The sequence below is a fragment of the Microbacterium sp. No. 7 genome (genome assembly GCF_001314225.1).
Classification (GTDB): domain Bacteria; phylum Actinomycetota; class Actinomycetes; order Actinomycetales; family Microbacteriaceae; genus Microbacterium.
The window spans coordinates 4,569,038-4,591,620 of the sequence record NZ_CP012697.1; the positions used below are offsets into that span (position 1 = coordinate 4,569,038).

A 22,583-nucleotide genomic window follows, 5' to 3' on the forward strand; every position below is an offset into this window, starting at 1 on the left:
CGAGATGACCCTGCCCGCACCCGCCGCCGCGAACGACGAGCCGCTCACGCCGCTGCGCTTCCTGCAGCGCTCGGCGGAGGTGTTCCCCGACAAGGACGCGATCCTCTACGGCGACCGGTCGTACACGTACCGGCGGTTCGCGAGCGAGGCCGAGGAGCTGGCACGCGTGTTCGCGTCGCTCATCGAGCCGGGCGACCGCGTCGCCTACCTACTGCCGAACACGCCGGAGATGCTCATCGGGCACTTCGCCGTGCCGCTCGCCGGCGGCGTGCTCGTCGCGATCAACACGAGGCTGAGCCGGGCCGAGATCGAGTACATCCTGCTGCACTCGGGCGCGCGGATCCTCGTCGTGGACGCCGAGCTGCTCGCCTCTCTCGGCGACCTCTCGTCGACCGTCGCGACGATCGAGGAGGTCGTCGAGGTGCCGGATCCACAGTACGGGCACCCCGGCGGGCACGTCGCGGCGGGGCAGGTCGCGTACGAGGAGTTCCTCGCCCGCGCGCACGACATCGACGAGCCGGTGAGCTGGCACGTCGCCGACGAGCGGCTGCCGATCTCCATCAACTACACGTCGGGCACGACGGGCAAGCCCAAGGGCGTCGTGTACACGCACCGCGGCGCGTACCTCAACGCGATGGGCGAGGTGTTCCACAACCAGTTCACGAGCTCGTCGGTGTACCTGTGGACGCTGCCGATGTTCCACTGCAACGGCTGGTGCACCCCGTGGGCGGTGACGGCGGCCGGGGCGACCCACGTCGCCCTGCGGGCCGTGCGCGCCGAGCGCATCTGGAGCCTCGTCGACGAGGCGGGCGTCACGCACCTGTGCGGTGCGCCGACGGTGTGCACGATGCTCGCGTCGTCGCCGTCGGCCCACGTCACCGAGCGCCCGCTGCGCATCACGACCGCCGGGGCGCCGCCGTCGCCCACGATCATCGGCGCGCTCGAGGCGCTGGGCGTCACGGTCGTGCACGTGTACGGCCTGACCGAGGTGTACGGCCCGTTCACGATCTGCGAGCACCAGCCCGCGTGGGACGGGCTCGACGCGCAGGAGCGCGCGCGGCTGCTCGCACGACAGGGCGTGGGGATGGTGCAGGCGGAGTCGGCGCGGGTCGTCGACGAGCACATGCGCGACGTGCCGGCCGACGGCGTGACGCTCGGCGAGATCGTGCTGCGCGGCAACAACGTGATGCTCGAGTACTTCCGCGACAGCCGCGCGACCCGCGAGGCGTTCCGGGGCGGCTGGTTCCACACGGGCGACCTCGGCGTCATGCATCCCGACCGCTACATCGAGCTCAAGGACCGCGCGAAGGACATCGTGATCTCGGGCGGCGAGAACATCTCGACCGTCGAGGTGGAGCAGGTGATCGTGTCGCACGACGCCGTGCTCGAGGCCGCGGTCGTGGGACGGCCCGACCCGAAGTGGGGCGAGCGCCCGATCGCGTTCGTCGTGCTGCGCGAGGGCCACGAGGTGGATGCCGACGAGCTGCGCATCCACGCCCGCAGCCTGCTCGCGGCCTTCAAGGTGCCCGACGAGTTCGTCTTCCTGACCGCGCTCCCGCACACCGCCACGGGCAAGGTGCGCAAGTTCGACCTGCGGGCGCCGGAGGCGGCGCGCGCCCTCGCGACGAACCCGTAGGCGATCCCGGCGAGGTGACGCTCGGTCGGTCCTCCGTCAGCCGAACATGTACAGGCCGCCGTTCACCGCGATCACCTGTCCGCTGATGAACCGGCTCATGTCGCTCGCCATGAAGACCGCCACCGGGGCGAAGTCGCGGTCCGCGTCGCCGAGCTTGCCACCGAGCGGAAGCACCGTCCTCAGCAGTTCCTCGAACCTGGCGCGGTCCGCCGGCGACATGTCCGCGAGCATCTGCTGCGACATCGGGGTGTCCATCGACAGCGAGACCGTGTTCGCCGTGATGCCGTACCTGCCCCACTCCTGCGCGATGCCCTTGGTCCACACCATCACCGCCGCCTTCGCGGCGCCGTAGTGCGCGTCCCCGGATTGCGAACCGTGCACCTGCCCACGCAGGGTCACCCCGGAGCCGCAGTTGATGATCTTCCCGCCGCGTTCCTTGAGGTGCCGGAACGTCGCCTGGTTCACGAGGACGGTTCCGAGCACGTGGCTGCGGAACATGCGCTCCCACTCCTCGACGGTGAGGTCGGCGGCGGCCACCTCATGCCGGATGCCGGCGGTGCTCAGCACACCGTCGAGCCCGCCCATCGACGCGACAGCCGCGTCGATGGCCTCATCCACGATCTCCTTCTGCGTCACATCGCACCGGAAGAATCCCGCGCCCGAGCCGAGACCGGCGACGACCTTCCGTCCGAGATCCTCGTTGATGTCGAGGCACGCGACCTGCGCCCCCTCCGCCGCATACGCCCTGACGGCCGCCGCTCCGGCGCCGCTGGCGCCTCCGACCACGATGAGCCTCTTCCCGTCCAGCAGCATCCGGTTCTCCTTCTTTCCGGGATCGGCCGCGCGCCGATCCGACATCAGTGGTTCCCTCCGGCGTTCGATCCGGTCCACTCCGCACGCAAGGGCGGCGGGACCACCTCGGGGCCATAGGGCGACTCGTACGGTCGCTCGTCCAGCTTCGACTCGTGCTCCGCGACGACCTTCTGGCGCAGGTCGCCGTCGGTGAACAGGTCGATGGCCAGGGCCGTGAGCACGGTCGCCGCATGCGTCACGCCCTTGTGCGCGTACGAGGACTTGCCTTGCGCCACCGCCTGCCAGGAGTGGTTCGGCGTCCCGTACGCCCAGCACGCCGAATAGAACTGGGCGGTGGGCGTCACCCAGCTCACATCCCCGACGTCGGTGGAGCCGTGGCGGACGGGGGGACGCGGATTCTCCGGGATCACACCCTCATGAAGCGGCCCCTCGACCGCCACCGTGCCGCCGAAGCTACGGCTGCCGGACTCCATGTCCTCCCGGGTGAACGTGGTCGCGAAGCTCGCGGCGAGGGCACGGTCGGCGTCGTCGAACGGCACGCCGCCGACGTGTTCCAGGATCTGCTGCAGCCTTCCCTCCAGGGTGCGGTTGTGCAGCACTTCCGAATAGGCGCCGCTGAGCGTCATCCGCACTGCGGTGTCGGTCATCAGCGCCGCGCCGTCGGCGACCCTCTGAACACGCTCGAAGAGTTCTCTGGCGTCGCGTCCCCGCGGAGAGCGTACGGAGTAGTAGACCTCGGCGGTGCGCTGCACCACGTTGGGCGACAGACCGCCGGAGTCGGTGATCGCGTAGTGCAGTCGAGCGTCATCCGGCATGTGCTCTCGCAGATAGTTGGACCCGACGTTCATCAGCTCGACCGCATCCAGAGCACTGCGCCCGAGCTGCGGGGAGATCGAGGCGTGGCTGGCCCTGCCCTCGAAGCGGAATCGGGCGTGGAACACGGCGAGCAACGGGTTGTCGATCACACGGGTGGTGATGCCCGGATGCCAGGTGAGGGCGATGTCGACGTCGGAGAACGCGCCGCGCGCGACCATGAAGGTCTTCCCGCCGTCGCCTTCCTCCGCAGGACAGCCGTAGTAGCGAACACGCCCGGGCAGCCCTTGCGTGCGGAGAAGCTCGGCGATCGAGACGGCCGCGAGGAGCCCGCCCGCTCCCAGCAGGTTGTGTCCGCAGCCCTGCCCGTTGCCGGACTCGTTGCCCGGCGCCGGCTGCGGTCGCGGGACGTCGGCCGCCTGGCTGAGCCCGGCCAAGGCGTCGTACTCGCCCAGGATGGCGATGACCGGGCCCCCTGCTCCGGCTTCGGCGTAGAAGGCGGTGGGGATGCCGCCGACTTCCTCCGTCACCCGGAACCCGGCCGCCCGCGCCAGCTCGATCTGAGCCGCAACCGCGGTGTGCTCCTCCCACCGCAGTTCGGGCCGGTCCCAGACTCTGTCCGAGTACTCCAGGAACTCCGCGCTCCGCGCTCCGACGAGCGCCTCGATCTCTTCGATCTCGTACATCCTCTTCCTCTGTTCGTCTCGTCCGGTTCGCCCACCGGGCCGCCGGCGCCCGCTAGGCGCGAACCAGACGGTCCTCGGGGGCGTCGAGCACCCCGGGAGCCGCGTCGCCGCTGGCGGCGAGCATCCTCGCCTGAGCGAGCACCTGTCTCAGGATGAGCACCACCGTGGCGGCCAGCCCGAAGATCAGCTCGGCCATCCCGCCGGTCGTGTTGAGTGCGAACGGGAGCAGCACGATGAACGCGCCGCCGACGATCGGGCCCACCACCAGGGAGTCGCGTCCCGCGATCGCCGCACCCAGCAGCAGGTAGACGCTCGTCCACAGCCCGAACGAGTCCGGGGTCACGATGCCGACCTGCATCGCGGAGAGGACGCCGGCGATCGTTCCGGCCGCCCCGCAGACGGCCATCGCAAGGATCCGCAGCCGCAGAGCGCTCATCCCGATCGACTCCGCGCCGAGGGGCGAGTCGCGGATCGCGCGGATCCTCTGCCCGACGCGGGCCCTCCCGAACCACGCGAGCAGCGTCAGGCAGATCACTGCGATCGCGAACGACGCGTACCACATCGGAGTCGGGGCCACCAGCATGAGGTCGCCGATCTGGAGCGGTGGCAGGCTCGCGCCGGTCTCGCCGCCGGTGAGCGCCGGCAGGTTGCGCGCCAGCTCGGGCATGGCCAGGGTGAACTGCAGGGTGACGATCGCGAGATAGGTTCCGGAGAGCCGCGTGACGCTCGCGCCGAGCGCGGCCCCCAGGAGCAGACCGATCGGTATCGCGGTGAGGAGGGTCAGCAGCGGTGGCCACCCCGCCCTGCTGATGAGCAGCGCCGCACTGTACCCGCCGACCAGCATGAATCCGCCCTGCGCCAGAGAGAATCGCTCGGCGAGCCCGGATGCCACGTTCTGCCCGGCGACGGCGATGATCATCGCCATCATCCCGGCAAGGACGAACACCGTCGTCCCACCGACGATCTGCGGCACGAGGATGACGACGACGAGCACTCCGACTCCCGCGACGGAGGCGGCGATCAGCCGCCCTCTCCTGCCGCCCGGCAGCAGACGGCTTCTCCTCGACGACTGGGCGACGATCGCTCCGATCCAGCGCGATCTCGCCATCTTCCCCGGCTGGGTGGGGAGCTTCGTCGCCACCGTCACCTTCTTGCGCCCCAGGAGACCGTGCGGACGCAGCAGGTACACGAGCGACAGGATCACGAGCGAGGTCACGGCGATCCACTGCCCGCCGATGTAGTACGACACGAGCGACACGATGACCCCGTAGACGAGAGAGCCGACCACCAGCCCCCCGAGCGACCCCATGCCGCCCAGCACGACGGCGGTGAACGCGACGATGAGGAAGCTGGTCAGGTAGTGCGGATCCAGGTGCTTCGAGATGCTGATGCCGACTCCGGCGAGCCCCGCGAGCGCTCCGGTGAAGCCCCAGACGAGGCGCTCGATGGTCGCGACGTTGATGCCGTTCACGGCGGCCGTCGCGGGGTCGTCGGACACCGCGCGCAGCGCGAGCCCGGCGCGAGTGCGCTGCAGCAGGAACGCGAGCGCGCCGACGATGAGCAGGATCACGACCAGGAAGACAAGGTCGAACCTGCCCACACGGGCACCGAGGATCGACACCGATCCTGCGAGCAGCTCCGGCGCGTCGATGCCCTTGGGCACCGGCCCCCACACGGCACCCACGATGCCGATGATCGCCAGCGTGGGGCCGAGCGTGACGAGACCGGTGATGAGCTCGGACGCATCCGCGAGGTAGCGGGTTATGACCACGCCCATCGCGAGCGAGATCACCGTCCCCGAGAGGATCGCGACGAGACCGGCCACCCAGATGGAGATCCCGGTATGCACGACCTGCCAGGCCAGGTACGCGCAGAGTGTGGCGATCGCCCCCTGGGCGAAATTGAGCACGTGCGCGAACCGATGGCTGAGCACCACGCCCAGCGCGATGGCGATGTACGCGCCGCCGGCGATGAGCCCGCTGCAGATGATGGCCCACATGATGTGAGATGTTCCCTTCCGTGTCGGAACCGGGGACGGCGCCGTTATCGCTCCACCCTCTGGAACGCCCCGTCCTTCACGACGTAGTAGTTGAAGATGGCGGTGTCGCCCGCGTCGAGCGAGTAGGTGCTGTCCGTGCTCCAGCCCAGGCTCTTCACCAGCCCGATCTGCTTTCCGCCCAGACCACGAAGCGCCTCCATGAAGCTCTCCCGTGTCGCTTCGCCGCCGTCCTGCACGGCCGCGCGGATGCCCTCCTCGATGATGGCCCCCGCGTTCCATCCGAAGAGCGAGAGCGACGCGATCGACTCCGGCTTGCAGTCGCCCATCACCGTGGCGAACTCCTCCACAGCGGGCGACTCCTCGTCGAGCAGCGGCATCATGCCGGTGACGTAGAGACCCTCCACCGACTGGCCGCCGAGCGAGATCAGCTGCGGATCGAGGCTGTTCTCGTAGGTGATCATCGGCATGTCGAGCTGCCCCTGATCCGCTGCCTGCATGATGCCCGCCACGTTCGCCATCGTCAGGATGAGCACGGCGGCGTCGGCGCCGGAGGTCCGCAGCTGCTCGATGACCGGCACGAAGTTGGTCGTTCCGGCCGGAGACTCGATGACCGTCGTGAGCTCGGCCCCCGCGTCCTCGGCGGCCGACTCGGAGCGCTCCGGAGCGCCCGGAGCGATCGTCGTGTCGTAGACCAGCGCGATCTTCTCATGCCCCTGCGCGACCATCAGGCTCACGCTCGCGGCAGCCTCGGTCTCGTAGTCCGGCGCGATGCCGAAGAAGTTCGGCGCCGCAGCCTTCTTCACCGACGCGCCGTTGGACAGCACGAGCACCGGCACGTCGGGGGTCGCGGCAAGCACCGACTGCGCGCCGGCGAAGCCCGGCGCGGTGAGCACCGTGACCGCGAACGGGTCCGCTCCGAGCAGTTGCCTGGCGGCGTTGGCCCCGCCGGTCACGGTGCTCTGGTTGTCGACGGGACGCACGTCGACCGTGTAGCCCTCGATCCCACCGTTCTCGTTGCGGTTCTCGAAATAGCACTGGATGGCGTCGGCGACGATCGCGCCGGGGGCCGCCGGCCCCGTCGCCGGAGTCGACACGCCGAGGATCAGCGTTCCTCCCGCCTCACCGCCGCCGTTCTCCGCGGCACCGCTGCATCCCGCCAGCGTGGATCCGACGACGACGGTCGCGGCTGCGGCGAACGCCGTCCGTGCCCATGCTTTCTTGATCATGATGAAGTCCTTTCGTCTTGCAAGTCGTGTTCCGTGTCTCGTCTTCGAGCCGGAACGATGTCAGCCGTGGCCGAGGTAGGCGCTGAGCACGACGGGATCGCTGCTGACCGTTCCCCAGGTGCCCTGCGAGATGAGCTCACCCGCGCTCATGACATAGATCCATTCGCAGATGCTGCTCACGAACTCCATGTCGTGCTCGATCAGGAGCACGCAGGAGCCGCTCCTCTCCGCGTAGCGGCGGATCAGGTCCAGCACGATCATCCGATCGTGCGCAGGCACGCCGGCCACCGGCTCGTCCAGGATCAGCACCCGGGGTTCGCCCGCGATCGCACGAGCGAGCTCCACGAGCTTGCGTCCACCGCCGCTGAGGCCGTCGCAGAGGACGTCGACGAGCGGTCCCAGACCGAGGGCCTCCACCACCTCGTCCTGCAGCCCCCGGTCGTCGCCACGGCGTGCGAGTCCGATGTTGGTGCCGACGGTCAGGCTCCCGAACAGTTCAGCGGTCTGAAAGGTGCGCACGAGACCGGCACGGGCGCGCCGCGGCGCCGACAGGCGATTCAGCGTCCGCCCCTGCAGCGCCACCTCGCCGCGTGTGGGGGCGATCACCCCCGCGAGCGTGTTGACGAGTGTCGACTTGCCCGCGCCGTTCGGCCCGATGACGCCGACGACCTCGCCGGGCCAGGCGTCCAGCTCGAACCCTGTGAGCGCTTTGAAGGAGCCGAACTGCACATCGAGGGCCCGCACGCGGAGGATGGGCTCCTGCGCTGCGCCCGCTTTGGCCCGTTCCATGGTCGAGGTTCCGTTCGTCATGACATGTACACCTGTTCGAGCCGTCGATCGGCGAGGAGCGCTGCGGATGAGTCTTCGAGGACGACCCGGCCGCGGCGCAGCACGTACGCCCTGTTCGCGAGTCCGAGGCAGCGCTTGATCTGCTGCTCCACGATGAGGACGGCACGATCCGCCGTGGCGAGTCGCGCGATGGTCTCGAACAGTTCGTCGATCACCATCGGCGCCAAGCCGAGGGAGGGCTCGTCGAGCAGCAGCACCGACGGGTCGCCGAGCAGCGCACGCGCGAGGGCGAGCATCTGCTGCTGCCCGCCCGAGAGGCGACCGCCCGGCTCGGAGAGCCTCGATCCCATCCACGGGAAGTATTCCAGCGCCCTGTCGATGTCGTCCTGCGCGCTGGTCTTCTCCGCGCGCAGGAAGGAGCCGAGCAGGAGGTTGTCGCGCACGGAGAGGTTCGGCAGGATCCCCCGGCTCTCGACCACGTGCGCGATCCCGCGGCGGGCGATCCGGTGCGGCGGCAGCCCGTTCAGCTCCTCGCCGTCCAACTCGATCGAACCCGTCCGCGCGGCGAGCAGGCCCGAGATCGTGCGCAGCAGCGTCGACTTTCCCGCGCCGTTCGGCCCGAGCACCGCGACCACCTCGCCGACTCCGACGTCGATGCTGACGTCCTCGAGCACCGGAACCGGGCCATACCCTGAACTCAGATGGCGGATCGAGAGCATCAGTGCCAGACATCCTCGAGGAGGCGCAGGATGTTGCCGCCGAGCACAGCCGCGATCTCGCTGTCGCTGTACCCGTGCTTGACCAGCCAGGCGGTCACGTTGGGATAGCTCTCGGTCAGGTTCTCGACACCGTCCACGAACGACACCTGCGTGTACTCCAGGTCGCCGGGGTCGTACATTCCCTTGATGTCGACGTTGCGCTGCGCGTTGTGATGCAGCCCCGCATGGTCGCCGTAGAGCGTGTCGAGGCCGAAGGTGACGTGTTCGATGCCCATCAGGTCGACGGCGTGGACGAAGTGGTCCATCACGGACTCGATCGACTGGGTGCGGTGCTGCAGGGAGATCGTGGACAGCGGGGTGGCCATGATGCCGAGCACGCCGCCGCGCTCGGCGCACGCCTTCAGCACCTCATCCGGCTTGAGGCGAGGGACCGGCCACAGCGAACGGCACCCGGAGTGGGTGATCGCGATGGGCTTCGCCGAGGTCTCGATCGCGTCGAGGCTCGTCTGGTCGCCGGAGTGCGCGACGTCCACCAGGATCCCGAGCTTGTTCATCCGCTCCACGGCTCGGCGTCCGAGCGCGGTGAGGCCGCCGTCTCGTCGCTCCTTCTGGCCGCTTCCGAGCGAGTTCGAATGCCCGTACGTCAGGCCCATCTGACGGACTCCGAGGCCGTACAGCACGTCGAGCCGATCGACCTCGTTCTCGATGCACTCCGTGCTCTCCGCACCCATGATGAAGCCGACCCTGCCGGTCGCCTTGGCATCGTGGATGTCCTGCACCGTACGGATCACGGTGGCCTCGTCGTCGTGATAGGCGAGGTCGGCGAGCCGCATTCCGAGCGCGGTGATGACATCGTGCCACTTCCACCCGGACGGCGACCCCATCCCGATGCTGCCGACCAGGTTGTCGAACAGAGCGGTGAGACGGGAGTGCTTCAACTCGCCGTACGCCGTGAAGTCGCGTTGGGTTCGCAGGTACTCGAACAGCGCCGAGGGCTCCAGGGGCAGGAGCTGAGGATGGTCATGGAAGCTGACGACCAGGTTGTCTGCGAGCAGACGCTCGACGCGGGCCGCTTCGCTCTCCGACAGGCCGGCATCGTAGGTGCTGAGCCTGGTGCTGGGATCGACGAGGTCCACCGCCGAGAAGTCCTGACCGCGCTGCAGGAAGGGGTAGGACTCGTAGTGATGGGGCTTGGCCGGAACGTACGCCATTGTTTCCTCCGAGGGTGTTCTTCTTCGTTGAGTGCCGGCCCCGCGGGCGGGGACGACTGGGCAGCCTGTCGGCGAAGGTGGTCTCCCCCCACCGGCGTCGACGGTCCTGTCCGCATCGCGCATGCGGTGTCGGCTCAGGAGTGCCGGAGATCGCCTCCGTCGACGGCGAGGGTCTGTCCGGTCACGAAACCGGACGCGGACGAGCCGAGGTACACGACGGCCTCGGCGATGTCCTCCGCGCGCCCCCACCGGCGCACCGGGATCTGCGCGGCGATCTCGTTCGGCGCGTTCTCGCCGTGGAGTCGCTCCAGGCGGTCCAGGGCGCGGCCCGTGGCGATGAAGCCGGGGGCGATGGAGTTCACGCGGATGCCGTGGGGCGCCACGTCCTGTGCCACCGTGCGGAGGTACATCTGCGCAGCCGCCTTCCCCCCGCCGTAGAAGGCCATCTCGCCTGTTGCGCTCGGGCGGTTCCCCGCAGTCGAGGAGATGAAGACGACGCTTCCCGATCCCGCCGCGATCATGTGCGGCAGGGTGGCGAGCACGCTGTAGACGACGGAGTAGTAGTTGTCGGCCGTCGAAGACAGCAGGTACTGCTGCGTGGCGGGGTCGGCGAGGTCGAAGGCGGATGCCCTGACGTAGGCGATGTCCCCCGCGCTGCCGCCGGCGTTGCAGACGAGGAGGTCGATGCGTCCCCAGGCATCGTGCACGGAGTTCACGAAGTCCAGCACCTGATCGACGTCCGTCAGATCGACCTGCGCATCGAGGACCTCGGCGCCGGCCTGCTCCAGCGACTGCCGGGGCGTGAGGCCGGCCGTGGCCTCGCGTTCCACACGGAACTGCTCGTAGCCCGCCATGTCTCGGTCGCAGACCGCTACGCGGTACCCCTCCCGGGCGAGGCGCATGGCGATCGTCCTTCCGATGCCTCGCGCGGCACCGGTGACGATGGCGACGGGGCGGTCGGCGGCGGACGGCATGGTGGGCTCAGACACGGTCACTCCAGGCGGACTCTGCGAACTCGGGTATTTCGAGTTTTTTGCATCCCACGCGGCCGCAGCACCGGATGAAGGATCTCCCCATCACGCGGGTGATGGCGATGGATCCCCCCACAACGGCTGGTCTTCTGCCCGGGTATCGACGGAATCAGCCATCGGCGCCCTTTCAGAAGCAGGGGACGACCGACAACGACCGGCCTTCGGCGTCGAGTACGTGCCCGATCCGCTTCGCCACACGGAGCATGACCGATCGATCGGCGACGACGACATGAGGATGCTTGGCGACCAGGGCGGCTTCGTATCTGATGAGCTCGGCCGGATGCGAGAGCCATACCCACAGCACCAGGTTCTCCCGGGCAGCGACCGACATGAGCAGGCGCACCCCCGGCTCCCGCGCGATCGCGCGCCCCGTCTTCTCCAGCGCGGCGGGCGGCACGGCGAGCCGCAGGCAGGCGTGAACGGGAGAACCCGACACCGAGCTCGCGACTTCGCAACGGAGGGTGACGCGCTCGGAGCGCGCCAGCTGCTCGTACCGGCGGGCGAGCGTCGACGCGGGTCTTCCGAGTCGACGAGCGAGGCCCTCGAAGGAGACGCGGGCGTCGATGCTGAGGACGCGGAGCAGTTCGAGGTCGGCCTCGGCGACATCGCCTGATCGCGCATTCCGCCGTGCTCCCGACGCGCGCAGCTGTGATTCCTCCGTCCGACCGAGCGCCCCCACCCGCCACTCACCGCCGTGCGTGAACATCCCGGATACGATCGCAGTCTCGACACGTGTCACATGCGGGAGCTTCTCGACACGACCGACGAGATAGTCGGCGAGTGCCGGCAGATCCTTGACGCCGACGGCCACCTGCAGGCTCCAACTGCTTGCCGGCATCTCGATCGTCACCGCCTCACGATCTTCACAGAGCGCTGCCGCGACGCTCTCGACGTGCCCCGCCTCGCAGACGACGCCGACGATCGCCATCACACGCCACGCGCCTGATGCCGGCCCGGGGATCGCGGTCGCCCAGGCGAGCCGGCGCTGCACCAAGCTGCTCCATCGCCGCGCCACCGTCACCGGCGATGTGTCCAAGACGGATCCGACCAGGCTCCACGGCGCTCGAGGGTTCACTTCGAGCGCGTGCACGATCGCCAGATCAAGCTCATCGACGAGCTGTTCGCCCACGTGGCCTCCGCACTTTCTCCGGTGGTCTCATCCAGCAGATGTCCGCGGTCGGCCAGCGGTCGGCGAAGGTGATGGCGAACGCAGTGACAGCAGGCTCCCCGCGCATCGCCCATCGGGCTCGGCCCGCAACAGTCGGCTCGAGTGAGCTGATGACAAGATACAGGCACTTCCGCGCGGCCTGACCCGCCGCCGGATGCGCCTGTCCCACGTCACCTGGAACAAGCGGTTCCGGCGTCGATCCGCCACGGCCGCTACCCGCGCGCCGCCCACCATTCGCGCAGGCGCTGCTCCGCGGCATCCGCGCCGATCCTGCCCTCGTCGAGCCGGATGTCGAGCAGGAAGCGGTAGGCCTCGCCGATCTCCCGGCCGGGCCCGATGCCCAGGATCTGCTGGATCTGGTTGCCGTCGAGCTCGGGACGCATGGCATCCAGCTCTTCCTGAGCCGCCAGCTCCGCGATGCGGTGCTCGATGTCGTCGTAGGCGTTCGCAAGACGCGCGGCCTTGCGGCGGTTGCGCGTCGTGACGTCGGCCCGCGTGAGGATGTGCAGGCGTTCCAGCTCATCGCCGGCGTCGCGCACGTAGCGGCGCACGGCCGAGTCGGTCCATGCGCCCTCGGAGTAGCCGAAGAAGCGCAGGTGCTGCTCGATCAGCTGGCACACCGACGACGTCGTGTCGGCGTCGAACCGCAGCGCCTGCAGCCGCTTGCGCGCCATGCGGGCGCCCTTCACGTCGTGGTGGTGGAAGCTCACCCCTCCGCCCGGCTCGAGCTTGCGCGTCGCCGGCTTGCCGATGTCGTGCAGCAGCGCGGCGAGGCGCAGCGGAACGTCGGGCGCCGCTCCCGGATGCCGCTCGTGCTCCAGCTCGATCGCCTGCCGCAGCACCGTGAGCGAGTGCTCGTAGACGTCCTTGTGATGGTGGTGCTCGTCGACCTCGAGGCGCAGGCTCGGCACCTCGGGCAGGAACTCGTCCATCAGCCCCGTCTCCACGAGGATGCGGATGCCGCGCACGGGATCGTCGGTCTGCAGCAGCTTCACGAGCTCGCCCTGCACGCGCTCCGCGCTCACGATGCCGAGCGACGCGTGCAGCTCGGTCATCGCCGCGAGCGTCGCCGGATCGACGTCGAACCCCAGCTGCGACGCGAAACGGGCCGCGCGCAGCATGCGCAGCGGGTCGTCGCCGAAGCTCACGGCGGGGTCGGCGGGCGTGCGCAGCACCTCCGCGATCAGGTCCTCGACGCCGCCGGTGGGGTCGACGAGCGTCGGACCCGGCACCCGCAGCGCCATCGCCCCGACCGTGAAGTCGCGGCGGGCGAGATCGCCCTCGAGCGTGTCGCCGAACTCGACGGTCGGCTTGCGGGTGACGCCGTCGTAGCTGTCGGCGCGGTAGGTCGTGATCTCCACTTGCTCGCCGTGGACCTTCGCGCCGATCGTGCCGAAGGCCCGGCCGATGTCCCACGTCGCCGACGCGAGCGGCTTCACGACGCCCAGGATGTCGTCGGGCCGCGCGTTCGTCGTGAAGTCGAGGTCGTTGATCGCGCGCCCCAGCAGCGCGTCGCGCACGGGACCGCCCACGATCGCCAGCTCGAACCCGGCATCCGCGAACGCCTGTGCGAGGGTGCGCACGACCGGGGTCTCGGCGAGCGTCCCGAGACGAGCGACGCCCTCGGCCATGTTGAGCATGGGTTCCAGCGTACCGGCGGCGGATGCGACGACCCGGCGCCCGCCCCGACCCGGGATGCGGCGCGGACGACGTTGGGGGGAGGATGGGTCCGACACCGGAGGGAGGGCGCATGGCCCGGCCGCACGACCACGACGAGCCCACGACGGCGCCCGTGCTCACACGGCGCATCGTCGACGGCATCCCCCAGCGGCTGACGGCGGGCGACACGTTCGCCGACGCGCTCGCCTTCGCCGACGACGGCGACGACCGCCTCGCCCTCACGGTCGTGCCCCGGCCCGATCCCGACACGATCACGGAGCTCGCGAACGCCTGGCGGCTGCATCCGCTGCTGCTCGAAGACCTGCTGCAGGCCGAGCAGCGCCCCAAGGTCGAGCGCTACGACGACGTGCTGTTCCTCGTGGTGCGCTCGGCGCGCTACCTCGACGACGTCGAGGAGGTCGAGTTCAGCGAGTTCCACCTGCTCGTGCGGCCGCGCGTCGTCGTCATCGTGTGCCAGGACGGCCGGCTCGCCGACGGCACCGTGATCACGCCGAGCACGGTCGAGGCGGCCGAGGCCCCGCTCGGCGACGGCACCCTGCTGCTCGGCGACCCCGAGCTGCTGCGGCTCGGCCCCGAGGCGCTCGTCTACCGGCTGCTCGACGCGATCGTCGACGGCTACTATCCCGTGCTCGACGGCCTGCAGACCGACCGCGAGCAGATCGAGCGCCAGGTGTTCAGCGGCGACGCCGCCGCCGCGGAGCGCATCTACCGGCTGAGCCACGAGGTCATCGACCTGCTGCACGCGACGACCGCGCTCGCCAAGGTGCTGCAGCGCCTGCAGCTCGGCGCCGACCGCTACGCCGTGCCGACGCCGCTGCTCGCGCACCTGCAGGACGTCGCCGACCACCTTGCCCACGTGATCGCCGAGACGACCGAGCTGCGCGACGCGCTGTCGCAGATCCTCAACGTGAACGCGACGCTGGTGGCGCAGCGGCAGAACGAGGACATGAAGAAGATCTCCGGCTGGGCGGCGATCCTGTTCGCGCCCACGCTCATCGGCGCCGTGTACGGCATGAACTTCGACGTCATGCCCGAGCTGCACTGGGCCTTCGGCTATCCCGTCGCGCTCGGCGCGATGCTCGCGTTCGCGACGACGCTGTACATCGTCTTCAAACGCAAGAAGTGGATGTGAGGCCCGCCGTCAGCTCAGCTGAAGGATGCCGGTGAACACGAGCTCGCGCACGCGGGGGAGCAGATCGGCGCGCAGCGCGGACGCATCGGCCTCGAGCAGCTCGGCGATCGCGTCGACGAGCACGCCCACCGGCAGCTCGCCGTCGCACGCCCCGACGAGCGCGGCGAGCGCGGGGTCGACCTCGACGACGCGCGCGAAGCCGCCGCCCTGGCGCAGCTCGATCACGCTCGGGCTCTCGGCGCCGGGCAGGTGGTGGCGCGCCTCGGTCACGTCGCCGGCCACGCACAGCGTCGCGCCGGCGAGCGCGGCGTCGTCGAGCACGGCCAGCCGGTCCCACGCGTCAAGGGCCTCGGCGAGATGCGGCGCGAGAGGGCCCGGCACCGGCTGCGTGACGCGCTCGTAGCGCGCGAGCGGCGCGGCGGCGGACTCCGGCATCCGCCGGCGCAGCAGGACGTAGCCGAAGCCGATCGCGGTCACCCCGCGCGCGGCGAAGTCGGCGAGCCAGGCGTCGACGAGGCCCTCGTAGGCCGTGCTGCCCGGCGCGGTGCCGCCGTCGCGCACCCACAGCTGCGCGTAGCCGAGCGGATCGAGCAGCTCGCGCTCGACGACCCACGCGTCGAGCGGCACGGGCGACGACGACACCCAGTCGCGCACGCGATCGAGGCCCGGGGCCCCCGACCGGTACTCCCAGTTGCCGAGCAGCTGCGCGACGCCGCCGGGGGCGAGCACGGCGCCGACGCCGCGCACGAACGACGCGACGAGCTCGTCGCCGGCCATGCCGCCGTCGCGGTACTCGTACTGCGGCACGCCCGCGACGCGCGGCGTGATCACGAACGGCGGGTTCGACACGACGCGGTCGAACAGCTCGCCCGCGACGGGCTCGAACAGGCTGCCGCGGCGCACCTCGATCGCGTCGACCCCGTTGAGCAGCGCGTTGACGCGCGTGAACCACAGCGCGCGCTCCGAGACATCCGTCGCGACCACGCCGTCGGCGGCGCGCCGCGCCCGCAGGGCCTGGATGCCGCAGCCCGTCCCCACGTCGAGCACGCGGCCGACGGGAGCCGGCAGCTGCAGGCCCGCGAGCGTCAGCGACGCGCCGCCCACGCCGAGCACGTGGCCGGTCGGCAGCGCGCCGCGCAGCGCCGCCTCGTCGAGGTCGCTCGCGATGAGCCACTCCCCCTCGCCCCGGTCGTCGGCGAAGTCCTGCGGACGGATGAGCGCCGTCGGGGCCACGACGCCGTCGGCCGTCGAGGCCAGGCCGAGGGCGACCAGCCCGTCAGCGCCGACGCGCGGCAGTGCGGCGTCCACCCGCTTGCGCGGCAGCGGGTCGCCGAGGAAGAACAGCAGGCAGGCGGTCGCGAGCGCGTCGGCGCGTCCCTCGAGCGCGGTGCGCGCCGGGCCGGGCAGGCCCGCGCCGATCGCCGCGTCGGCGAGCGGTCCCCATGCCTCGCGCACGGCGGCCGCGGTGTATCCGGCATCCACGAGGTCGGCGCGCAGCGCGGCGATCCCGTCGTCCGCTCGGCGCTCGCTGTCGAGGTCGGCCATGGGGCCACACGTTACCCCACGGGTGTGACATCGGCGCGGCCGGTCACCGGGGGCGCACAGCGGCGGGACCATAGAATCGCACCAGATCGTGCGGTCCGGAATCGCACGGAACCCTCACGATGCCGACCCATTCCCCTGCTCCCCTGCGCGCGCTGCGCCCTGCGCTGCTCCGCGTGCTGCTCTGTGTGCTGCTGCCCGTGCTGCTGCTCATGGCCGCCGTGCTGCTGCCGCTGCCCGCCGCGACGGCGGCGACGCAGGAGGAGTCACCGGTCGCCTTCGTGATCGCCGCCTCGGGCGGCGGCGTGATCACGCCCGGCCAGGGCTTCGCGATCAGCGCCCAGGCGCCGGGCGACGCCACCGCACCCGGCGACGTGCTGTTCCGGTATGCGCCGCACCGCCTGGAGAGCGCCGACGAGATCGCGGCGTGGCTCGGCGGCGACCTCGGCATCGACGACACCGTGCCCCTCGCGACGGCCGCGTTCACGCCGACGGCGAGCGGCGGGCTCACCGCGACGGCGACGGTCGACGCGACCGCGGGCGGCGTCGACCAGCTCGCGCCGGGGGTCTATCCGCTGCTCGCGACCGCCTCGGGCGACACGGCCCGCAGCACGATCGTCGTCCCCGCCGCGACCTCGGCGCCGGTCGCCGCGATCGTTCCCCTCGTCGCGCCGGCGATCGACCATCCGCTGCTCACCGCCGACGAGCTGGAGCAGCTGACCGGCCCCGACGGATCGCTGCGCGCCCAGCTGGATGCCGTCGCCGGAACCGCCGCGGTCCTCGCGGTCGACCCGGCGATCGTCGCCGCGATCCGCGTGCTCGGCGACGAGGCGCCCTCCGGCGCGACCGCGTGGCTCGACCGCCTGCTCGCGCTGCCCAACGAGCGGTTCGCGCTGACCTTCGGCGACACCGACCTCACGGCGCAGCTGGCCGCGGGCCTCGAGCAGCCGCTGCAGATCGAGACGCTCGCGCCGTTGCTCGCGAACGGCGGCTTCAGCGAGCCCGACGCCGGTGAGGGGGATGCCGCCCCGCAGCAGCCGGCCGACACGCCCGCCCCGCCGCCGAGCTCGCCGCAGCCGACGCCCGGCGACCAGCCGCACACCGTCGCGGAGCTGCTCGACATCGGCCCCGCGCTCCCGCCCGTGTGGTGGCCCGCGACCGGCACCGCCTCGGGCGACGCCGTGACCTCGCTGATGGGTTTCGCCCCCGAGCACACGATCACCCTCGCCACCTCCGACGTCGCGGATGCCGCCCCGTGGGTGCGCGCGGGAGACGCCTACGCCCTCACGTACGACGCGCGGCTCGCCGGCGCGCTGCGCGAGATCGCCCTGCGCGACCCCGGGGTGCAGCGCGCGGCGGCGCACGCCACGGCATCCGCCTACGCGGCCGTCGCCGACCCCTCCCAGCCGCTGCTCGCCGTCGTCGACCGCCCCGCCTCGACCGCGAGCGACCCCCACACCGGCCTGCGCGACGCGGTGCTGACCGCCACGGGCCTCGCCGGCCGCCCGTCGACCGACCTGAGCAGCATCACGGCATCCGCCGCCACGGCGACGACGTTCGCAGAGACCGGCACCGTGGCCGACGAGGGACGCGCGAACATCCTCTCGGCGCTGCTCGCCGACGAGGACCGCCTCGCGAGGTTCGGGACGATCCTCGCCGACCCGGCCGTGCTCACGGCGCCCGAGCGCGCCCGCACGCTGCAGCTCATGGGCAACGCCTGGCTCGGCGATGCCGACGGCTGGGCCGACGCGGTCGCCGAGCGCCGCGCGACGACGCAGAGCACGCTCGGCAGCGTGCATCTCGTGCCGTCGAGCGACATGGTGCTGCTCGGCACCAACACGTCGCTCGTCTTCACGGTGCGCAACGACCTGCGGTGGCCCGTGTCGCTCGTCGCCTACGCGCAGCCGTCCGATCCGCGTCTCGTCGTGCAGGAGCGCACGACGATCGAGGCGGGCGCGGCGCAGAACACGCGCATCGAGATCCCCGTGCAGTCGCGGGTCGCGAGCGGCGAGACACGCCTCGAGGTCTCCCTGCGCGGTCTCGAGCCGCACTCCATTCCCGTCGGCGATCCCGTCACGATCAGGGTGTCGGTGCGCGCCGAATGGGAGTCGGTGGGCGTCGTGGTGCTCGCGATCGGCGTGGCCGTGCTGCTCGTGGCGGGCACCGTGCGCACCGTGCAGCGCATCCGCAAGCGACGCGCGAGCCGGGCGGAGGCCGAGAGCGGCGCGGCCGAGGCTGGGAATGCGGATGCCGGCGACACCGCCGCCGGCACGGAGCAGACCGTCGGGGGGACGAAGGACGTCGATGGCTAGTCACGCGCGCGCGAGCGCTCTCATCGGGGCCGGCACGCTGGTCTCGCGCATCACGGGCCTCGTGCGCTCGATCGTGCTGGTCGCGGTGATCGGATCCGTCGCGTCGCGCGCGGCGGACGCGTTCTCGACCGCGGTGTCGCTCCCCCAGCAGTTCTACGAGCTGATCGCCGCGGGCGTCATCACGGGCATCATCGTGCCGCAGATCGTCAAGGCCGCCGGCCACCGCGACGGCGGCTCGCGGTTCGTCTCCAAGCTCATCACGCTCGGCACCGTCATCCTGCTCGGCGCGACCGTGCTGCTCATGGCGATCGCGCCGCTGCTCATCTGGCTGTTCGCACCCCACTACACGCCCGAGCAGCAGGCGCTGGCCGTCTCGTTCGCCTACTGGGTGCTCCCCCAGCTGCTCTTCTACGGCCTGTTCGCGCTCGTCGGCGAGGCGCTCAACGCGCGCAAGGTGTTCGGCCCCTACGCGTGGGCGCCCGCGATCAACAACATCGTCTCGATCGCGGGATTCGGCGTGTTCATCGCGCTCTTCGGCGGCCCCCTGACCGACGTCGCCGACTGGGATGCCGGAAAGATCGCGCTGCTCGGCGGCGTCGCCACCGGCGGCATCGTGCTGCAGCTCGTCGTGCTGCTGCTGTTCTGGCGGCGCACGGGACTGCACGTGCGCCCCGACTTCCGCTGGCGCGGCATCGGCCTGCGTCACATCGGCACGCTCGCGTGGTGGACGTTCCTCACCGTCGTGGTCGGACAGCTCGCCGGCATCGTGCAGTCGCAGGCGGTCTCCTCGGCGTCGGGCGACAACGCCGGCATCATGACGATCAGCCTGGCGTGGCTCCTCTTCATGCTGCCGCACTCCATCGTCACCGTCTCCATCTCGACCACCTACTTCACCCAGCTCACCGAGTTCGTCGAGAACGGCGACGACGCCGGCATCCGCACCAACCTCGACGAGTCGATCCGCTCGATCGGACTGTTCGTCTTCGGGCTCATGGCGGCGATCGCCGCCGCCGCCGTGCCGCTGTCGCGCGTGCTGACGAACGACGCCGGCGAGGCCGTCGCGATGGCGTGGGTGCTGTGCGCGTACCTCGTCGCGCTGGTGCCGCTCGGAGTCACCGTCGTGGTCCGCCGCGCCTTCTTCGCCTACCAGGACACGCGCACGCCGTTCCTCTTCTCGCTGGTGCAGGCGGGGCTCTCGGCGCTCGGCGCCGCGCTCACGATGGCCGCCGCGCTCACCGGGATGCTGCCGCTCGCGTTCGTCGCCGCGACGGTCGCCCTCACCCAGTCGATCGCGAACATCGTGCAACTGCCGATCGCCGTGCGACTGCTGCGCCGCCACCTGCCGTCGTCGTTCGCCTGGGGACCCACCTGGCGCGCCCTCGCGCGGTTCGGCGTCGCGGCGGTGCCCGCGTTCCTCGCCGGATGGGGGCTGTTCCTGTGGACCGGCGGGCCGGCGGGCTGGACCGCCGCGGGACTGCTGTCCGGCATCCTCGGCGGCGGCCTCATCGGTGCGACGTCGCTGCTCGTCTACGTCGCCGCGCTCGCGGCGCTCCGCGCGCCGGAGCTCGCCGTCGCCGGCCGGTACGTGCGGCGCTTCCTGCCCGGCCGCTGACCCGGGCGACCTGTGTGACGGGCGGTGCGACCGGCGGAATGCGACGCGCCTACGATGGGTTGCACGTGTGTGGCGGGCCGTGCGGCCCACGAAGGAGGCGTCGCGGTGCGACAGGTCATCATCATCGGCTCGGGTCCGGCAGGGTTCACGGCGGCGATCTACGCCGCGCGCGCGAACCTCGAGCCGCTCCTCATCGCGAGCAGCGTCGAGATCGGCGGCGAGCTGATGAACACGACCGACGTCGAGAACTTCCCCGGCTTCCCCGAGGGCATCCTCGGCCCCGACCTCATGACCAAGATGCAGCAGCAGGCGGAGCGGTTCGGCACCGAGGTGCTCTACGACGACGCCGTCGCGCTCGACCTCACGGGGCCCGTGAAGAAGGTGACGCTCGGCAGCGGCACGGTGCACGAGGCGGCGACGGTCATCTTCGCGACCGGCTCCGCGCCCCGCAAGATCGGCATCGAGAACGAGGCGCGCCTCTCCGGCCACGGCGTCTCGTACTGCGCGACGTGCGACGGCTTCTTCTTCCGGGAGAAGACCATCGCGGTCGTCGGCGGCGGCGACTCCGCCATGGAGGAGGCCACGTTCCTCACCAAGTTCGCCTCGAAGGTCTACGTCATCCACCGCCGCGACTCCCTGCGCGCGTCGAAGATCATGCAGGACCGCGCGTTCGCGAACGAGAAGATCGAGTTCGTGTGGAACGCCGAGATCATCGACGTGCTCGGCGACGACGCCGTCACCGGCGTCGTGCTCAAGGACACGGTCGACGGCTCGGAGCGGGAGCTGCCCCTCGACGGGGTGTTCGTCGCGATCGGCAACGACCCCCGCACCCACCTCGTGCACGACGTGCTCCGACTGACGGATGCCGGAACCGTGTGGGTCGACGGACGGTCGTCGCGCACGTCGGTCGAGGGCGTCTTCGCTGCCGGCGACGTCGTCGACGCCACCTACCGTCAGGCCGTCACGGCCGCCGCGAGCGGCACCGTGGCAGCCCTCGACGTCGAGCACTTCCTCGCCGCGCGCGGCGACGCCTAGACCATCTCGGAACAACCGGCCGGCGCTGCGCGTTGGCATCCATCAACACAGATCTCAAGGAGAGAAAAATGAGCGCCACCGCGACGAACGAGTCCACCTGGCAGCAGGACGTCATCGAGGCCGAGGGCCCGGTGCTGGTCGACTTCTGGGCCGCCTGGTGCGGACCGTGCCGCATGGTCGCCCCCGTGCTCGACGAGATCGCGGCCGAGCACGCCGGAAAGATCACCATCGTCAAGCTCAACGTCGACGAGAACCCGCAGCTCGCCGCGCAGTACCAGATCACGTCGATCCCCGCGCTCAAGGTCTTCAAGGGCGGCCAGGTCGAGAAGACGATCGTCGGCGCCAAGCCCAAGTTCGCCCTCGAGCAGGACCTCGCCGAATACCTCCGCTGATCACCCCCGGGGCTGCGCCACCCACTCCACTGATCGACGGCCAGCCGCTACGCCACCCACCCCGCTGATCGAGTGCCCGCGGCGCAGCCGCGGGCGTATCGAGATCCCTCCCACGGACCGTGACATCGGTTTCGATACGCCGCCTCCGGCGGCTACTCAACCAGCGGAGACGACCGCCACCGATCAGCGGCCTAAGCCACACCCCGCTGATCGACGGCGCGTAGCAACACCGCCACCCCGCTGACCACCGGCCCGAAGCCCCGCCACCACCCCGCTGATCGAGTGCCCGCGGCTGCGCCGCGGGCGTATCGAGATCCCTCTCACGAACCGTCGCCGCAATCACGCGCCCCCGGTCACCGGCCCTCGAACGCACCCGCGCCCCCGAGGCGCACCCCCTACGACGCCTCGCGCACCGACGCGTCCCACCGGCGGTGCGGCTCGCTCCCCAGCAGCCGCCACACGGCCGTCGTGAGCGCCGGGTAGTCGAGCGCGATCTGCCGCAGCACGCGGTAGTTGCGCGCCTGCGTGGGTCGGTTGCCGCCATCCGCCGCGATGTTCTCGGCGCGCAGCGTCAGGACCACCAGTTCGTCGACCGACGGCAGGTCCTCCATGAAGTCCCACGGGTCCTCGCCGTCGCGCAGCCGCTCCTCGATCAGCACCGAGAGCTCATCCGACGCCTCGGCGCGCAGCAGCTCGAGGCTGGCGCGTCTCGGGAGGTTCGGCTGATCGTTCACCCGTCAAGCTTACGCGCGTCGCAGATGCCCGGCCGCGCGCGTGCCGTCGGGCG

At 70.8% G+C, this 22,583-nt stretch carries 18 protein-coding genes and 1 pseudogene; 6 read left to right on the top strand and 13 right to left on the bottom strand.

The genetic code is table 11. The annotated features are described in order from the left end of the window. Positions 1-4 precede the first annotated feature (4 nt). Entirely contained in the window at positions 5-1,636 is a 1,632-nt protein-coding gene (locus AOA12_RS21065; RefSeq protein WP_054686698.1) for an AMP-binding protein, read from the top strand. 36 nt (positions 1,637-1,672) lie between these two features. On the opposite strand, the gene AOA12_RS21070 is transcribed toward AOA12_RS21065, so the two are convergent. From AOA12_RS21070 to AOA12_RS21115, 11 genes and pseudogenes are all read right to left on the bottom strand, one after another. Further along, positions 1,673-2,494 carry an SDR family NAD(P)-dependent oxidoreductase gene (locus AOA12_RS21070; RefSeq protein WP_054686699.1) on the bottom strand — a complete coding sequence of 274 codons (822 nt, stop codon included), beginning with the start codon at positions 2,492-2,494 and terminating at the stop codon, positions 1,673-1,675. Further along, positions 2,494-3,948: an amidohydrolase gene (locus tag AOA12_RS21075; RefSeq protein ID WP_054686700.1), complete on the bottom strand. Its 1,455-nt coding sequence runs from the start codon at positions 3,946-3,948 to the stop codon at positions 2,494-2,496. Before AOA12_RS21075 ends, AOA12_RS21070 begins: the two co-directional genes overlap by 1 nt. Positions 3,949-4,000: 52 nt before the next feature. Beyond that, positions 4,001-5,947, bottom strand: coding sequence for an ABC transporter permease (locus AOA12_RS21080; protein WP_054686701.1), 1,947 nt, complete (start codon positions 5,945-5,947; stop codon positions 4,001-4,003). A 44-nt stretch (positions 5,948-5,991) separates the two neighbouring features. Further along, positions 5,992-7,173 carry an ABC transporter substrate-binding protein gene (locus AOA12_RS21085; protein WP_054686702.1) on the bottom strand — a complete coding sequence of 394 codons (1,182 nt, stop codon included), beginning with the start codon at positions 7,171-7,173 and terminating at the stop codon, positions 5,992-5,994. Between the two features lie 60 nt (positions 7,174-7,233). Beyond that, on the bottom strand, positions 7,234-7,983 hold the full coding sequence (locus AOA12_RS21090) for an ABC transporter ATP-binding protein (RefSeq protein ID WP_054686703.1): 750 nt from the start codon (positions 7,981-7,983) through the stop codon (positions 7,234-7,236). Continuing rightward, positions 7,980-8,636: an ABC transporter ATP-binding protein gene (locus tag AOA12_RS21095; protein ID WP_197281010.1), complete on the bottom strand. Its 657-nt coding sequence runs from the start codon at positions 8,634-8,636 to the stop codon at positions 7,980-7,982. The genes AOA12_RS21090 and AOA12_RS21095 overlap by 4 nt, the downstream gene beginning before the upstream one ends. A 44-nt stretch (positions 8,637-8,680) precedes the next feature. After that, positions 8,681-9,892 (bottom strand): dipeptidase, encoded by a 1,212-nt coding sequence (locus AOA12_RS21100; protein WP_054686705.1) that lies wholly within the window; start codon positions 9,890-9,892, stop codon positions 8,681-8,683. Positions 9,893-10,026: 134 nt separating this feature from the next. Next, positions 10,027-10,881 carry an SDR family NAD(P)-dependent oxidoreductase gene (locus AOA12_RS21105; protein ID WP_156366626.1) on the bottom strand — a complete coding sequence of 285 codons (855 nt, stop codon included), beginning with the start codon at positions 10,879-10,881 and terminating at the stop codon, positions 10,027-10,029. A gap of 169 nt (positions 10,882-11,050) precedes the next feature. Continuing rightward, entirely contained in the window at positions 11,051-12,052 is a 1,002-nt protein-coding gene (locus AOA12_RS21110) for an Lrp/AsnC family transcriptional regulator (RefSeq protein WP_054686707.1), read from the bottom strand. Then, a pseudogene (locus AOA12_RS23965) lies at positions 12,030-12,233 on the bottom strand (hypothetical protein); the annotation flags it as partial. The gene AOA12_RS21110 and the pseudogene AOA12_RS23965, both read right to left, overlap by 23 nt. 70 nt (positions 12,234-12,303) lie before the next feature. Then, entirely contained in the window at positions 12,304-13,731 is a 1,428-nt protein-coding gene (locus AOA12_RS21115) for a CCA tRNA nucleotidyltransferase (protein WP_054686708.1), read from the bottom strand. 110 nt (positions 13,732-13,841) lie between these two features. On the opposite strand from AOA12_RS21115, the gene AOA12_RS21120 reads away from it, so the two are divergent. Further along, positions 13,842-14,903, top strand: a complete 1,062-nt coding sequence (locus AOA12_RS21120; RefSeq protein ID WP_054686709.1) for a magnesium and cobalt transport protein CorA — start codon at positions 13,842-13,844, stop codon at positions 14,901-14,903. A 9-nt stretch (positions 14,904-14,912) separates the two neighbouring features. On the opposite strand, the gene AOA12_RS21125 is transcribed toward AOA12_RS21120, so the two are convergent. Then, positions 14,913-16,448 carry a DUF7059 domain-containing protein gene (locus tag AOA12_RS21125; RefSeq protein WP_054686710.1) on the bottom strand — a complete coding sequence of 512 codons (1,536 nt, stop codon included), beginning with the start codon at positions 16,446-16,448 and terminating at the stop codon, positions 14,913-14,915. Positions 16,449-16,567: 119 nt separating this feature from the next. Between AOA12_RS21125 and AOA12_RS21130 the strand changes: the two genes are divergently transcribed. The 4 genes from AOA12_RS21130 (at position 16,568) to trxA (ending at position 21,796) form a co-directional block, all read left to right on the top strand. Then, positions 16,568-18,757: a DUF6049 family protein gene (locus tag AOA12_RS21130; protein WP_054686711.1), complete on the top strand. Its 2,190-nt coding sequence runs from the start codon at positions 16,568-16,570 to the stop codon at positions 18,755-18,757. After that, a complete protein-coding gene (murJ, locus tag AOA12_RS21135) occupies positions 18,750-20,369 on the top strand; it encodes a murein biosynthesis integral membrane protein MurJ (RefSeq protein ID WP_054686712.1) in 1,620 nt (539 codons plus the stop codon). Before AOA12_RS21130 ends, murJ begins: the two co-directional genes overlap by 8 nt. A gap of 105 nt (positions 20,370-20,474) precedes the next feature. Further along, positions 20,475-21,404, top strand: a complete 930-nt coding sequence (trxB, locus tag AOA12_RS21140; protein WP_054686713.1) for a thioredoxin-disulfide reductase — start codon at positions 20,475-20,477, stop codon at positions 21,402-21,404. Positions 21,405-21,472: 68 nt separating this feature from the next. After that, positions 21,473-21,796, top strand: a complete 324-nt coding sequence (gene trxA / locus AOA12_RS21145) for a thioredoxin (RefSeq protein WP_054686714.1) — start codon at positions 21,473-21,475, stop codon at positions 21,794-21,796. Between the two features lie 395 nt (positions 21,797-22,191). Here trxA and AOA12_RS21150 read toward each other — a convergent pair whose 3' ends face one another. After that, on the bottom strand, positions 22,192-22,530 hold the full coding sequence (locus tag AOA12_RS21150) for a hypothetical protein (protein WP_054686715.1): 339 nt from the start codon (positions 22,528-22,530) through the stop codon (positions 22,192-22,194). Positions 22,531-22,583 lie beyond the last annotated feature (53 nt).